Genomic DNA, 13,577 nt, shown 5'->3' on the forward strand with positions numbered 1-13,577 from the left:
AAAGTATGTTAAATATCTGATTTAATTGTTATTAATATCAAATTCCCATATTTCCTAGGTGCTGGGCAATACGATCCATTGGATTACCTACACTAGCCAACGGTGCTCCTAATGTTGAGGTTCGCGCCCGAATAGGCTGAAAGCTTTGATTTGCAATCGGCTTGTTATTTGCAAGGCTGGGCTCTGGCCTCTCAATGGACTCATAAATAGACTCAATCATGGTTTGCCATTGTTCGGGTTGATTGCTTTGCACAAAGACCTGCATATAAAACGGGTCTGACATGTATTTATTAAAACAGTTTGCCTTATCGATATGATCAATTTCATCTGAACGAGTATTTAAGAACTTAAGCATTTGCAGCTTTGCCTCAGTCACTAGCTCTGATGGTTTTTTCTTGGCATCAGCCAAAGTCATCACATTACCCACGAAATTACCCTCTATTTCATATTTACGAACCGCATCCTGAAGCGTAGTCACCATAGTTTGCAAATCAACAACCTGCTTTTCTAGGTCACGCTTCTCGTTGATAATTTTCTGCATCCGTTCGCGCCCTCGCTTTGACTTGATGTCGCTAGAAGCTTCTGCATCAATACCCTCATCTAGCTCGGGATTAGAGTCCGTAGACTGTGGGTTCAAGACCCTAGAGAGCAACTCCTCTGCGGTTTCAGCTGGCGCAGAAGACTGTGCAAGGGCCTCTACGGTAATGACTGATGGGGTAGGCAATAAGGCGCCAAGATCATATGCCTGAGGTTCTGACTGGGGCTCTAATTTTCCTTCTATAGTAGCCATAGAAGCGGGGATATACACTTCGCCTTTTACTGGATTAAATGTTGTCTGGGCTTCTAGGTCTTCTACCCCCTCTACATCTAGCTCTACCTCTACCTCTTCACCTTCTTCAAGGTCCTCCGCAAGTTTTGAAAGGCTAGGGCAAAGGTTTGAGTTTGAGTTTGAGCTTGGATTGATTTTCTCTTTACTGAGATCATCTAGCAAACTTACTGCTTGGCTTTTACGCTCTGCTTTTTGGGCTTCTTTTGCCGCCTTCTGAATTTCAAGCTCTTGTTGTCTTACTAAGCGAGCCGCTTCTTTGATTGCAATGCTTTTAAGCCTTTCTTCTTCATCACGAATGGATTTATCACGAGCGATTCTTTGACCCTCCTCATAGGCAGCCTTTTTTGCTTGTGCCTGTGCAATGAGCTCTAGAGCGCGCTCCTCCCTAGCCTTATTGCGTTTTGCGGCGCTCTCAGCAGCCTGCTTTTCATAAGCCTCTTTTTCAAGACGCTCTCGTTCTTTTTTGGCCTCTCGCTCTTGCTCTCTCTGAATAGCACCACCATTCGTTAATACACCCGAACTAAACTCTTGCACCCTATCAACCCCCTGTGTCATTACCTGTCTCCTCTTTTAATAAATTACTGTTATTACTTGTTTCGATATTTACTCTTTGGCGCCGTTCTGAAAAGAGATTGATTCCTAAGCTGGGATCAACATAACCCTCTGCTTGCTTTTCAATATTTGGCATAAATAGATTTGAATCGATACGATCGTCATACCGCAAGAGCGTTTCGCGTAGGAGATTACGGATATGTTCGTAATCCATTCCTCTGGCTTGTAGGTTTTGCATCTGTATTGATAGATTTGTAATCATGGGTAGGACCTTGAGCCAACCCTCTTTTTCTTCTATGCCATCAGGTGCGCCAGTAGTGCCTGCGCGTATACGTAGATCTACTAGGTCAAAGATCTTCTCTTTGGTGAGCTCAGGCCAATCAAAGGTTTTTTCTTGGGTGATGGTTAACTTGCCATCTAGCATCGTGGTCTTACTCAGTGGCGCTCCCATATAGCGCTCTACTTGCTCTTTGGAGAGTTCTTGTAAGAGCACTTGGGCACTGTATTGCGCTATCTCTTGTAACCAATCTTCGATCTGGTCTTTGAATTCGAATACGCGCCCAGATAAGGCTCTTTGCAAGATATTGGCTTCAGTGGCGGTCTTGGGTCGCACTACCGTTGATCGGGCAGCATCTTGTAAGCCTGTGACTTGCTCCCAGTCATAGCGCACTGCGCTGGTGTCATACACAATCGGATCGATCTTGGGGTGACCTCTCGGAATGATCACTTGGTTTAAAGGTTTACCTTCGGTATCGACGATGGTAATTTCGCCAAAACGACTATCTGAATGCTTCTTGATAGTTTTTTCGTTTATGTCAGCCGAGGCTACCCATCCCGGTATACAGAGGTCTCTATGTTGATTAAATCGATCTCGTGTTTCGTTATGCTCTTCTTGTAGGCGCTCAGTTAGATCGACCAAGCTTGGACCAACAAATTGGCCATCGACAACTTGGTATGGAAGTAGAAAGAATGGATACCAGCGCTCTCCTGCCCTTGGTGGTGAATAGGGTTCACGTAGCCATTCATTCGCGCCCTCTACCATGGTGTACACACGTTGGGTTGTTCTATCCCAGATCTCTAGTACTGCTATTTGTTGATCATCAGCCACTGGGGCTGTGCTGGCATCTAAGTGCATGGAGGCTAAACGCTTAGCCTTTTTGTATGAGAACTCCCCTTGCCCTGGTTGATACATCTTTGCGCTAGCTAGGTTCTTTTTATAAAGGGCTTCTGCTTGACCGCGTTTCATGGGGATAACTTGGCAGATCCAGTCGGCATCTAGATAATCCCAAAACTCACAGATAGAGGGGTCAATCAGAAGGTTCTCGGTCAGTACCCGATCAATGACAAGCCCTTCAGCTGCATGCACTTCAGTTTGTTCTTGTAGAGATTGAATAAGCTCTTCTAGCTCTGCCTTCTTACTGGCTTGCTTAGATTGATCATCTCTAAGGCCTCGTTCTAACTCTTCTATGGCTAGCAGGTTCTCTTGGGCATCGTTGATGCGTCCCTGTATGTACCCATCCTTACTGGGATCTCGTTGATACATCACTTTGAGTATTCCAAAGCTACAGGTCAGAGCTGCCCTTACGGTGGCTTTTGCTCGGTTCTTGAGTTGGGCATGCTCTAGGGATTTATTGGTGACTTTCTCCAGCGTATTGCAAAAGAGCTTGATATCCGCGCCCGCATGGGATGGGGCAATGGAGATCTCTGGGTTACGCGCATAGACGTTAGGTAGAACTGCGGAGATCGTGCCATGAATGAGGTTGGCTCGTAAGCTATAAAAGTCTTTACTTGTGGGGTCGGCATTCCAATTAAACCCAGCTACCGTATTGCGGTTATGTCTTACGCGCTTATGAAATGTCGCCCAGTGAGCACGCGCATGGGTAATGCGGGCGATCCATTTTTGTTGAAGGATTGTGGAGGCTTGGGTCTGCTTAGGCACCCCTATTTATAAATTCAGCATGAATGCATTAGGAATTTATTGCGGATTTATCTTCCCTCAAAATGCGTCAATAATTTATCAAGCTCCACTAAAAAAACTCTAGCTTTCTCCACTACTTCTCGTGAAAAACATGACTCATAGTGTCGCCACTCAGTCATGTCTGCATTTGTATGCGACTGAAGAGTCCTCTTGCAGTCCTTGGAGCTTGTTGACGCAGGCATTTTTAGCATGCTCAGCAGTAAACCTTCTAAGCACGGCTTTGAACCAAGCATCAAAATGCCGTGGTCCTTGGCAGTTTTTTTAAGCTCAGCAGGCCATGCAAGGTCCGTATCCAATAGAACAATTTTCTTGTCATAGTTATTTAGCCTCGTAAATCGAATGACTTGAGTCACAATGCTAATTGGGCTACCTCCCTGAGCATTTCTGATAGTGACAGAGACCCCCTCATTATCAGAGCAGTAGATATTTCTGAGGTGTCGCAAAAAAGCCTCTTCACAATCTCCCTCCCCCATCACAAGCAGCGTTTTACGCTGATAACGAATTCTTTTGATCATTTAAAAAATCAGACCCGTGGTATGGCGCCATAAGCACCAGCCATATACTTCGCATACAAATTATCGTCAGCTCTTACGCCTTTCACGCTATCTAAACGCCACGCATCGCTGACGCACTCTGAGTTTTTTTCAACCAATACAACTTGTGACTTGTGTAGGAGACTCAACACCTCAACTGAGTGGCAGGTGAAGATAATCTGGGCATTTTTTGGATTAGTCTTTTTTGAGAAGAATAAATTCAGTATCGGATGAAGCATATGGGGATGTAGGTCTGCTTCGAGCTCGTCAATGATTGCAAGACCACCGTTATTTAATACTGGCAATATTCTTGAGAGCAATAGGTAAGCCCCCTGAGTTCCGCTAGACTCATGTTTGAATATTAGCGCATGCTCAACGCCATTGATCTTGTGCATTCCGATAGGGACAAATATGTCCTCCTCTTTACCGGATTCTTGAGTGTGAATCTGCTTCTCAATCTTGATACTCGAGAGTCCTAAATCCCAGTCACATAAGAGCTGATTCATTTGAGTACGAATATCTTCATTTCCTGCATACATTGCAGAAGCACTAATAATTTGAATATCATCCAAATACTGGCGGCCTAATATATTGACATTGCTAGATACAAATCCCGAAACTATCTGCAATGCTAGAGGAACCTCATATTGAGCAGCAGTTGCGATTAGCGAAGCATTCTCACGAACTTTCTCGGCCTCCTTTTGCAAAAGACCAAACTGCTTCTGCTTGATATTGTATTTTTTATCTTCCTCGTCCCAATCTCTAGTGAAGACGTAAGAAAACGCACGACTTTGCTTGCAATATAAAGACTCAGAATAAACACGATGTTCATCAGCATCCAGAGAGTATCTCCACTCCTTTTCGTCCATCTCAAATTCAACTTCAAAATGGCTTGGCTCACCTTTGGCTAAAAAGTGAGCTACCAGAGGAATTGGTGCATCCACCCTACTTTGAAACGAATGCTTAATGAACCAATCCAAAAATGCTATTGATTTGATAAGGGCAGTCTTTCCGCTTGCATTTGGCCCGATAATTGCCATTGCTTTGGATAATCTGTTCTCGTGTATGGTGCTAAATGAGCGATCATCTATAGGAACATGCTGACTCATCTTCATCGAAATATGAGCTTCTTCCAAAAAAGACTGAAAATTCTTGATTTTGATTGAATGAAGCATTTATGTCATATTCCTTTAATTTAAACAATATTTTGTTGAAATTGATTGTAAACGAATATATTAGACCTGCCAATAGCTGGTTAATAGCCCTAAATTGCGGTCAAACTGTTTTTTGGGGAATAATTGGATCAGTGACGGGGCGGAATAAGTAATTACACACCCAAGTGGCTTGCGACAAATTCCGTCATTATCGTAAGCGCGTTGTAAACGCGCCAAGTTTGGGTACCGCATTCTTCTAAATTGATCTGTGTCTATGAATAGATACAAATAGTAATGGGCTCATGAGCTTCATTTCAACGTCTCATTGCTAGCAATCCCTACTCCAGAATACGAACCACCTTACTTGTACTGTCATGATAGGTAAGCTCAAGATCATAAGCTCCAATAATCTGAGCGGATACCAAGTTACTTCCCGTGATGGGAATACTGATCTGTAGGCCAAAGTCCTCATCCTCTAACTCCAAAACTTCTGCATCCTTATTAATTGAAACGATCTTAAATGCACTGATTTGTTCTGCCATGATTTATTTAGTCAACGTTTTTAATCAACGCTTTTAATCAACATTATTGGCCGTTAAGAACATGGACTTTTGAAGGGATACAAAGAAATCTTGGTATGGCTTAGGATCTGTCACAGCCATATTGTTGTATTGAGCATTAGCCCGAACGATCATATTCTTGCCCGAGGCTCCTGGACGCACTGATACAGTCATTCTTAAGGCATACCCACTTAACTTGGTAGCTGATACAGAGCCAAGCTCTAGGTCAGCCTTATCCACTACGAATCCTAAATCCTGTAATGTAGCAATAACTGTGCGCATGGTCTTTGTCTTGTCCGTAGTGTCAAAGGCGCGTGATTGAATAGCTCTAAGTTCCACTGAAGTCTGCCCATCAGCAGAAGAGTCTAAAACTCGCTCTTTCATGGTCTGACAGCCAGTTAACAGCACGGTAGAAGTAGTAATCGCTATTAGGGTGATTCGCACTGCTGTAGATTTATTCAACATTTTGAGCCTGTAAGAAGATGGATTTGGATAGCTTGTCGTAGAACTCTTTATAGATCTCTGGGTCATTGACCCCTTCAATCTTTGTCAGAATTCCTCTTTGATTCCAAACCAATCTTTGGAAGGTAACCCTCACTACAAAGCCACTGCCAGCTTCGACGGGTTGATCAAACTTAATGTTTTTACCCGCCTTGGTCTCTACGGTTACACGAATAGGATCATTAGTTACAGCAGGCTTGGTAACGAGTGAAGCTCGAATCTTTTGATCCTTGTCATAAGTTACCGCAGCCGCCCCAAATAAAACACCTAATAGAATGGCGCCGGCAATTTGTCCACCATCCGTCGCATCTCTGCTCTTAGAGGCCACAATGACACCAAGGGGCACTTGTGACTCATCTAAGTTAAAACCCATGTCTTGTAATACATTAGAGGATGCGCTTAGTAGCTCTTTTTCACTCTTGATGTCGTATTTACGAGATTGAATCTGACGATTAGCTAGCGTATCAGGTTGCATTTGCAGTGCTTCTGGCGGGATCGTTGCCGCGCAACCTGCGAGCATAGACACAATACATAGGCTAGCTATGATTTTTTTCATTGAGTTAGCCTACTTAGAATTTAGAGGTGTTGTACGCGAAATCTCTAACCATGCCTTTTTCATCAAACTTGATGACGATGGTTAATGTTTTCTGAGTACGGCTTGCCACGGCGTTTCTATCAGCAGGGAGCCAAAAGAATGAGCGTCCTGTAGATTCTGATCCCATTGCTTCAGTTGAGACCTTGTCGTAAACCCAAGATTCACGCCTTTTATCATCTGTAGTCACCATATTGGGGGAGCCTAAAATAGTGACAACATCAGAAGAGCTCATACCTATTTTGATTTCTTTTTGTACTTTGGCAATAGAAAGGTTATCGCCCTCGCCTTTTGCGGCATTCATATCCTTTGCTTGATCTGAAAGTGATGTTGGGTAGCAGCCTACAAGTAAATAAGCAGATGCTAATAAAGATATTGCCGCAATAATATTTCTTAACATTTAAACCTTTAATATAAAAAAGGGGCTCCATAGCCCCTATTACCGAGTAATTAAAACTTGTATCCAATACCAACAAGAAAGTTAGTTACATTGGCGCTGATTGTTGAATTTTGTGATAGCCGATAGGTACCAGCTGATACCGTTTCATTTGAAGTGTTATTGCTGTAGCTTGCATAATTAACCTCACCGAAGCCATACAAACCACCAGTAATAAATTGCTTATATCCTAGGCCTAGGGAGTAGCCAGTTAAGTTACTTGTCGAGGAGCTTCCGCCATTAATTTGAGCTTTAACTGAGGCGCCTGTAAATCCCACTTTGCCGTACAGTAATCCATCCTTACCGATTGGAGTTGCTGGCGATAAAAATATATTGTATGAATTTTCTTTATTGTATTGACCGTTAGCAGATCCCAATTGTGCGTTACTTCCGCTGTAGTTTGCCTTTGTGCCAGCAATTGGAGAATACTCAGCACCCAGCCCTAGTAAAAAATCTTTTGAAAATGCATAGTTATATCCAATTGTTACTGTTCCTGCAAAACTATTTGAATTACTAACGCTTGATGAAAAAGGGTAAGAACCAACCGCAGGGCCTGTACCAGTGACATTTATATTGCCAAGACTCAGAGATGGAGAAACCATTTCGTAACCAATACCAGCCTGTCCATAAAAGCCTTCAAACGTTGGGCTTGATTGAGCGTGACTTGCTGTACTTGCTACCGCTAATAATCCTGATGTCAGTAAGATTTTTGAAATTATTTTCATTGTTACCTCTCCTTTTAAAAACCTAGTATCGGGAGGTGTGCTAAGAACAGCAATAAAATTCAAACATGATTAATATGCAAATAAGATATGTATATTTTTGTTACCTAATCAAAAAAATGTTTACCTAATTCATTAATGAGTTTTTTCAACTTATCAGTTGGCTTGAGTAGCCTTTGGCGCTTGTCTTGAGTGTCTTGCTCCAATACAACCCAGCCATGCTTAATCAAATGATTTAAGTGCTTGCGTGTGTTGAGCATACTTTGAGTTGATTGGGTGCAAACCTCTTTGATCGTCGTCGGCTTGTTCTTTAGGTTCGACTCTAGGATGCGTAAAAGTAAATCATAGGTCACTAGAGAGTGGCCGTTGTAAAGAGACTGATCTAGATACTTTTTGACACTTACTATTTTTCTTAAATTTTCTACGTATTCCACTTTCTTCATCCCTCTATGTATAAAGATTGTTTATAAAAAAATCTATAAAAGAAATAGAAGATAAGTTGAACAATTAAATATGCATAGTTACGTTGTCTATTTCCCATTTGCTTTCTTTGGGTGAAATCAGATTAGTAACTTGGTGGCTCGTTGATTGAGCTAGTGGAAAAGTTCCAACGTTTAGAACCACTGTTCGTTTGTACAGTTATTTTATTTTTTAAATTTATGTTTCAGACTTTTATTCAACTCTTCTTGCCCGCATTACCCCATACCTAGTGGCATCCCAGGCATGATCCTCGGCATCGGTATCTACGTCTTCTGGGTTTAATGAATCTGGAGGTAATTGGGGAATGGTTCTTAGCCAATGTTTGCAGGTCGAGAAGATTTTGAGTCTTTCTTCAGCTAAGAGGCGAATGATTTCTTGTGCTCCATTGACTCTGCTTCTTGGTGCGTTGTAGGCTTCAGTCCATTTGACCCCCTTGTCTCTAAAGATTTGACCTATTGATCGCTCTGCTCCTATTTTGGAAAAGATCGATGGGTCGGCTAAGTTCATGCGGTACTCATAGCCAAGGCGTTGATCGTGGACTTCGATCTTCTTGATCTTCTCCGCTACTACGGTGGCATCTTCTCTTGTCCCGGTGTTTTCTTTATCGCCATATCCGTAGAGTTCTCTCCAGAGGTAATAGACTCCATCGTTAGATAAGGCAAACCAGTAAACGGCATAAGGCCTTGCATATCCCCAATCCATCGAGCGCCAGATCTTCCAGCTTGGCGGTATGGCAAAGGGTTCCACAACGTGTTTAGAGGGCTGCCACACGCCTTCCAAGAAACTTCCCACGTGGATATCCCAATCTCCTTCTAGCCAAGCTCTGCGCCTGTTTGGATCACTCAGTGACTCTAAGTTAATGAGGTAGTCTGGATCATTCTTGAGTAGATGAACGTTCTCATAAATCGTTGAATGAATACGTACTCTTGCTAACGTGCCCTCTTGCTTAATGATCTTTCCAGCGGGCACTACGCCTATCTGAAATCTTTCCTTTACAGATGCATGACCTACTCCAAATGGATTGCAAGTAGCCCTGACCATTTTAGGGATTTTGGGTTGTGTGGAACGGCATGTTGAAAGCATCGTCTCGTAAAATGAGAGGTTACGCCAGTTAGTGAGCTCTTCAAATCCTAACCAGCAATTTTTATTAATTAAGCCTGTTTTAGTAATGTAGTGATTGCTTGTTTCAACCTCAATATCCATTGTTAAAGCGGAACCACATGATTCATATACAACCCACCCGTCAGTCAGTGCCCGTGTTGTTTTCTGAGTTTGCCCACTGTAGGGATGAGGGTAGGTTACTGCGCCATCACAGTGGTTATGTCTATGAACGTTGCCCGAAACATCCGCAAGCAGATTTACATGGACGGGTTCTCCAGCATCGCCGTGAGATGGAGCGTTATTTAGGTCGATTCTTAACAGCGCATGAAGTTGTTCATCACTTAAATGGTAAGAAGGATGACAATCGTATTGAAAATCTCGAATTGCTGGGCTCATCCCGGGAGCATATGCAGGCTCACTCAAAACGGCGCAATCAGGAAGTGATCGAGCAAGTTCGGCAGGCTGCAAAAAATCCCAAAGCCACTCTTCTTTCACTCGGCATAAGCCCTGTTCTTGCTCGCGCAATTTGTCGCGATAATGCAATTGAATGGATTCCTGCAAGTGAAACGCACCTTGCGCCAGATGATGTAAGGCAGGCATTGATTGGTCGAAAAACAGCGGATGCTGCAAAGTTGCTGGGGGTATCTGTGGGAACTTTATATCGTAATTTTCCTGACCTTTTAAGTAAGCGTAAGCCACCTGGTTTTTTGGATGGTCACAAAAAGACGATTTGTATCCTTGCCATGACCCTGAGCACCAATCAGATTGCAAAGTATTTTGAGACAACTCGGACGACCATGAACAAGGCTTTTGAGCGCTGGTCAAAAGCCGGTGATCTACCGATTGAACTTGCGTCCCGATTAAACGCAGATGGTCGTCGTAAACAGAAACTTTAACGCACTCTTTAAGCTGTGGTTTGAATACGCGTGTTACGGGACGAACCCCATCTAAGGTGACGACTTTATCCCCAACACGGAGCCTATCAATTGGGACTAGTCCTTCAGGTGTCAATACTTGAGTATCTAATGCTACGCAATATTCGTGTCCGTGGTAATTCCAGTAGTCATCCTCGTTGGCTCCATACCGAAAGTACAACATTTCTCCGGTTGGCCACTTCCATACGTAATCAGATTCATTGAACTTAGCGCCAGGGAAGATTTGATAGAACCACCGTTTACTCTTAGCTACGACGTCAGCTAATTGTGGATAGGTCAGGCGAAAGAGTACGCCTCGCCAATGATCTCCAAAACCTCTTCCTACATGCTGGGCGTAACTCATGAGTAAGGTATCGGTCTTGCCCCCGCCTCTTGTACCTTCCAGCAATACCTCATAGACCGGGCATGTCAGAAACAAAGTCTGACTCCCCGGCAATGGTGTCCAGATGGCTTTCATCTACTTTTAATGGGAATCAGGGCTTTGTTTGGGCTGCTTGCTCCCATTCATCCACACTCATAGCACTAGGCACTACCAATACTCCGCTTTGTAGAGGCGCACCATCTTTGCCAGTATGTTCAATGGCAGATAGACGGGGGTGCATATAAGGCGCTGCATGCTTGGCGATATTGGCAGCCATGTTCAAAAGCTTAATTCGGTTCTCTGCCATCACTGCTGCATCTTGATGGTCTTGATTAGTCGCCTCATCCAATATCTCCTGCATCGTCCTGATCATGACTTCTAAGGGGGTAATACCTTGATTGACTGCTATCTCGGCTATCTCTCGGGTTCGCTTAGTCAGACTTCCCTCTTTACGCCCTGCTCCTTGCCTTGCCCCTCCCTTGGTTTTTGTCGTTGTGGTTTTCTTTGATTTTGTTTGATTATTTTCAATCATGGGGTATTGGCTTAAGTTGTAGTTGCTGTTGTTGCTGCTGTTGTTGCTGCTACTGATGGCTTTTGAATGATGGTCAAAAGATAAGGTTGTAGTGCTACTGAATCTCCCATCGGATCATCAAATTCAATAATGATTCTTTGAAAGAGATCAAAGCGGCTTTGGGCTCCTCGATGCTTTACAACTGTTCCGATTCGCCCACTAGGTGTTTTAACAATCGATCCGATGGGAAAGTCTTCCATATCAGGTCGATTCACCACTCCAGCCATAGGTTGAATGAGGTGATTAGGCTGCATCACTTGCCTCCTTGCGCTTTCGAAGCTCGGTAAAAATTCTGGCTTTAAAAGCTTCATAGCTTTCTGAGCCTTGGGCTTTCATATCCAGCTCGCGCCCTTTGGTGTCTATTCCTTCATTGGTTTTCCACCAGCCGTCCTCCTCTAGATTTCCAGCCTGGGCTTTCTTACGCGCCCCTTTGAGAATGGCCAGTACGTAGCCCGCATTGATGGGGGTGTTGTTTGAGGCCTTCATTCGGGTTTCTTTGGCTATGGTGATGGCTTCCACAACTTCTGCTTCTGTAGCGCCCAGATTGACCATATCGTTAATCCGCTGATCATCGACAGTAATGGTTTTGCCTTCTTTGCTTATGAGGACTGCAAAGCTTTTATATTTTTCCTGTGGGGTCGGTAGTCCTTGGGTAATTTTTTCCTTTTCGCCTCCTTTGTTTTGTTTGCCTGGGGTATGGAGATTGGTGACTGGTGTTTGGTGACTGGTGACTGGTGAGCATTGCGTTGGCATTGCGGACGCAATGCGTTCGCATCTGTTTTCAGGGGTAATTTGTACTTGTGGCTCATCTAACTGCATTGCTTGCCAGCGGCCTTCTGCGCTTCGCCTAGCTTTAATCTGCTTATCTTTAAAGCGGGCTATTTCATGATCACAGCGATCTTGTCTCCAGCCATCATCGGTAAGGATAAAAAATTCATTGAGAACGGAAATCACTGCATTTTTTTCTTCTTTTGACCTGGCATTGATCAGGCGCTGTACTAGCTTGATATCTGCCGGTATCGGCTTTTCTGTAGCGTAGTACTTCCTAATCAAACGGCTATAAGTTGCATCTTCAACAAAGGTGAGATGGGATGTTGCTTGTGAGTAGTCCCCAATGTGATGCTCGTAGTAATTCATGTATGACGGTCTCCGTATTGATCTCTGGCTGCGTAATATTTTTCGCAGGACATGAATCTATCAATTGAAAAGCGTATCGTCAATCCAGTTTATTTTGGATTTTTCTTAAACTTATTTTTCTACAAATTTACTGTCAGTGATTTTTTAAATATTTGACAGAATATATTTTTACATTTGAAGTGTTAATGACTCCACATGTATCCATTGCTTCTTAAGGCCTATCAGATATGACTGAGCGCCCTGTAGTCATTTATTGACGCCTGTCGTGTTACTTCTGTGAATAAATATTTTTTTGTAGTCAAAAAATAGTTTGTCATCTTAAAGTGGGTATTGATATTTGATTGACCACTGAAATTTCATTGACTACATTGCACCTTAGTAACACCCTAAATGATGCATAACAAAATGTAAAAGGAGATATTTTTGATGGTCGCAATTCGGTTATATAGCTTGTATCGCTCTTATGGATACACAAAAATGAGTTCAGCCAAGATGGCATTGAATGTGTATCGAAAGAATTTGAAGCGCGCCCGTCAAGGGGGTCATCATGAGTAATACGAATCAACAATCTTCACCCATAACCTTAATGAGGATTCCTCAGATTTTGAAGGTCATGCCGATTTCCAAATCGAAATTTTGGCTGATGGTGCAAAAGGGAGAGTTTCCAAAGCCCATCAAGATAGGTAGGTCGTCGTTTTGGACTATTGATCAGGTTCAGGGATTTATTAGGGAGAGGAGTGGACAATCCTGTAATTGAGAAGTGGGTATCTCCTGAGGTTAAGATTAAAGTCCTACGGAAAACTTCAGGAGATCTTTATGCAATTAGCTGCGCCAGTAAAATCTTTTCGAGTCAATTTATTTAATGATAATCAGACTCTAGGCTCTAGTCCTTGGGTATCCCTAGGTGAATATGATGAGCTTGGTCAAGCTATTGATGTTTGCAAAAAAGTAATTGATGACTCTGTTCATGATCTACCCAATAAAGGACTTAAGGGTGATGAGCTAGTGACACAATTTCTGCAATTTGGGAATGTGCCATGCATTATTGGTGCAGAAAATTTAAAAGTCTTCCATATCTATGATTACCTAGAAAGTCTATGCACTGGCTCAAATGGCTCCTATTCTTAGGATCTTG

17 protein-coding genes are annotated in these 13,577 nt (G+C 43.1%); 3 read left to right on the forward strand and 14 right to left on the reverse strand.

The features are described 5' to 3' along the window. Positions 1-37: 37 nt before the first annotated feature. The 11 genes from DCO16_RS06040 to DCO16_RS06090 all read right to left on the reverse strand — a co-directional run bounded on the left by DCO16_RS06040 (position 38) and on the right by DCO16_RS06090 (position 9,540). Complete coding sequence (locus DCO16_RS06040; RefSeq protein WP_173942818.1) at positions 38-1,384, reverse strand: hypothetical protein; 1,347 nt, start codon at positions 1,382-1,384, stop codon at positions 38-40. Beyond that, positions 1,368-3,320 (reverse strand): hypothetical protein, encoded by a 1,953-nt coding sequence (locus tag DCO16_RS06045; RefSeq protein WP_254598000.1) that lies wholly within the window; start codon positions 3,318-3,320, stop codon positions 1,368-1,370. Before DCO16_RS06045 ends, DCO16_RS06040 begins: the two co-directional genes overlap by 17 nt. Positions 3,321-3,367: 47 nt before the next feature. Further along, a complete protein-coding gene (locus DCO16_RS06050) occupies positions 3,368-3,874 on the reverse strand; it encodes an RloB domain-containing protein (RefSeq protein WP_173942819.1) in 507 nt (168 codons plus the stop codon). A gap of 8 nt (positions 3,875-3,882) precedes the next feature. After that, complete coding sequence (locus tag DCO16_RS06055; protein WP_173942820.1) at positions 3,883-5,067, reverse strand: AAA family ATPase; 1,185 nt, start codon at positions 5,065-5,067, stop codon at positions 3,883-3,885. Positions 5,068-5,384: 317 nt separating this feature from the next. Further along, on the reverse strand, positions 5,385-5,588 hold the full coding sequence (locus tag DCO16_RS06060; protein WP_173942821.1) for a hypothetical protein: 204 nt from the start codon (positions 5,586-5,588) through the stop codon (positions 5,385-5,387). A 33-nt stretch (positions 5,589-5,621) separates the two neighbouring features. Further along, the gene (locus tag DCO16_RS06065) at positions 5,622-6,071 is read right to left on the reverse strand and encodes a hypothetical protein (RefSeq protein WP_173942822.1); all 450 of its coding nucleotides are present in this window, start codon (positions 6,069-6,071) and stop codon (positions 5,622-5,624) included. Then, on the reverse strand, positions 6,061-6,663 hold the full coding sequence (locus DCO16_RS06070; RefSeq protein ID WP_173942823.1) for a putative periplasmic lipoprotein: 603 nt from the start codon (positions 6,661-6,663) through the stop codon (positions 6,061-6,063). Before DCO16_RS06070 ends, DCO16_RS06065 begins: the two co-directional genes overlap by 11 nt. Positions 6,664-6,676: 13 nt before the next feature. Further along, entirely contained in the window at positions 6,677-7,099 is a 423-nt protein-coding gene (gene bamE / locus DCO16_RS06075; protein WP_173942824.1) for an outer membrane protein assembly factor BamE domain-containing protein, read from the reverse strand. Positions 7,100-7,149: 50 nt separating this feature from the next. Further along, a complete protein-coding gene (locus tag DCO16_RS06080) occupies positions 7,150-7,923 on the reverse strand; it encodes an outer membrane protein (protein WP_254598001.1) in 774 nt (257 codons plus the stop codon). A 41-nt stretch (positions 7,924-7,964) separates the two neighbouring features. Beyond that, complete coding sequence (locus DCO16_RS06085) at positions 7,965-8,300, reverse strand: helix-turn-helix domain-containing protein (protein WP_173942825.1); 336 nt, start codon at positions 8,298-8,300, stop codon at positions 7,965-7,967. A 229-nt stretch (positions 8,301-8,529) separates the two neighbouring features. Next, complete coding sequence (locus DCO16_RS06090) at positions 8,530-9,540, reverse strand: terminase large subunit domain-containing protein (protein ID WP_254598002.1); 1,011 nt, start codon at positions 9,538-9,540, stop codon at positions 8,530-8,532. A 17-nt stretch (positions 9,541-9,557) separates the two neighbouring features. Here DCO16_RS06090 and DCO16_RS06095 point away from each other — a divergent pair, with 17 nt between their 5' ends. Continuing rightward, positions 9,558-10,334: an HNH endonuclease gene (locus DCO16_RS06095; protein WP_217426633.1), complete on the forward strand. Its 777-nt coding sequence runs from the start codon at positions 9,558-9,560 to the stop codon at positions 10,332-10,334. 512 nt (positions 10,335-10,846) lie between these two features. On the opposite strand, the gene DCO16_RS06100 is transcribed toward DCO16_RS06095, so the two are convergent. Genes DCO16_RS06100 through DCO16_RS06110 form a run of 3 tightly spaced genes read right to left on the reverse strand, consistent with a single transcriptional unit; the run spans position 10,847 to position 12,442 of the window. Continuing rightward, the gene (locus DCO16_RS06100) at positions 10,847-11,266 is read right to left on the reverse strand and encodes a hypothetical protein (protein WP_173942826.1); all 420 of its coding nucleotides are present in this window, start codon (positions 11,264-11,266) and stop codon (positions 10,847-10,849) included. 11 nt (positions 11,267-11,277) lie between these two features. Further along, positions 11,278-11,559, reverse strand: coding sequence for a hypothetical protein (locus DCO16_RS06105; RefSeq protein ID WP_173942827.1), 282 nt, complete (start codon positions 11,557-11,559; stop codon positions 11,278-11,280). Beyond that, positions 11,549-12,442: a YdaU family protein gene (locus DCO16_RS06110; protein WP_173942828.1), complete on the reverse strand. Its 894-nt coding sequence runs from the start codon at positions 12,440-12,442 to the stop codon at positions 11,549-11,551. Before DCO16_RS06110 ends, DCO16_RS06105 begins: the two co-directional genes overlap by 11 nt. A 586-nt stretch (positions 12,443-13,028) precedes the next feature. Between DCO16_RS06110 and DCO16_RS11380 the strand changes: the two genes are divergently transcribed. After that, positions 13,029-13,199 (forward strand): helix-turn-helix transcriptional regulator, encoded by a 171-nt coding sequence (locus tag DCO16_RS11380; protein ID WP_367652078.1) that lies wholly within the window; start codon positions 13,029-13,031, stop codon positions 13,197-13,199. Positions 13,200-13,258: 59 nt separating this feature from the next. After that, positions 13,259-13,570, forward strand: coding sequence for a hypothetical protein (locus DCO16_RS06120; protein WP_173942830.1), 312 nt, complete (start codon positions 13,259-13,261; stop codon positions 13,568-13,570). Positions 13,571-13,577 lie beyond the last annotated feature (7 nt).

Origin of the sequence: Polynucleobacter antarcticus (genome assembly GCF_013307245.1) — a bacterium.
Classification (GTDB): Bacteria; Pseudomonadota; Gammaproteobacteria; order Burkholderiales; family Burkholderiaceae; genus Polynucleobacter; species Polynucleobacter antarcticus.

Coding starts and splice junctions, on each gene's coding strand:
- DCO16_RS06040 (WP_173942818.1), bottom strand. CDS start 1,384: ATGACACAGGGGGTTGATAGGGTGCAAGAGTTTAGTTCGGGTGTATTA.
- DCO16_RS06050 (WP_173942819.1), bottom strand. CDS start 3,874: ATGATCAAAAGAATTCGTTATCAGCGTAAAACGCTGCTTGTGATGGGG.
- DCO16_RS06055 (WP_173942820.1), bottom strand. CDS start 5,067: ATGCTTCATTCAATCAAAATCAAGAATTTTCAGTCTTTTTTGGAAGAA.
- DCO16_RS06060 (WP_173942821.1), bottom strand. CDS start 5,588: ATGGCAGAACAAATCAGTGCATTTAAGATCGTTTCAATTAATAAGGAT.
- DCO16_RS06065 (WP_173942822.1), bottom strand. CDS start 6,071: ATGTTGAATAAATCTACAGCAGTGCGAATCACCCTAATAGCGATTACT.
- DCO16_RS06070 (WP_173942823.1), bottom strand. CDS start 6,663: ATGAAAAAAATCATAGCTAGCCTATGTATTGTGTCTATGCTCGCAGGT.
- bamE (WP_173942824.1), bottom strand. CDS start 7,099: ATGTTAAGAAATATTATTGCGGCAATATCTTTATTAGCATCTGCTTAT.
- DCO16_RS06085 (WP_173942825.1), bottom strand. CDS start 8,300: ATGAAGAAAGTGGAATACGTAGAAAATTTAAGAAAAATAGTAAGTGTC.
- DCO16_RS06090 (WP_254598002.1), bottom strand. CDS start 9,540: ATGGATATTGAGGTTGAAACAAGCAATCACTACATTACTAAAACAGGC.
- DCO16_RS06095 (WP_217426633.1), top strand. CDS start 9,558: ATGATTCATATACAACCCACCCGTCAGTCAGTGCCCGTGTTGTTTTCT.
- DCO16_RS06100 (WP_173942826.1), bottom strand. CDS start 11,266: ATGATTGAAAATAATCAAACAAAATCAAAGAAAACCACAACGACAAAA.
- DCO16_RS06105 (WP_173942827.1), bottom strand. CDS start 11,559: ATGCAGCCTAATCACCTCATTCAACCTATGGCTGGAGTGGTGAATCGA.
- DCO16_RS06110 (WP_173942828.1), bottom strand. CDS start 12,442: ATGAATTACTACGAGCATCACATTGGGGACTACTCACAAGCAACATCC.
- DCO16_RS11380 (WP_367652078.1), top strand. CDS start 13,029: ATGAGGATTCCTCAGATTTTGAAGGTCATGCCGATTTCCAAATCGAAA.
- DCO16_RS06120 (WP_173942830.1), top strand. CDS start 13,259: ATGCAATTAGCTGCGCCAGTAAAATCTTTTCGAGTCAATTTATTTAAT.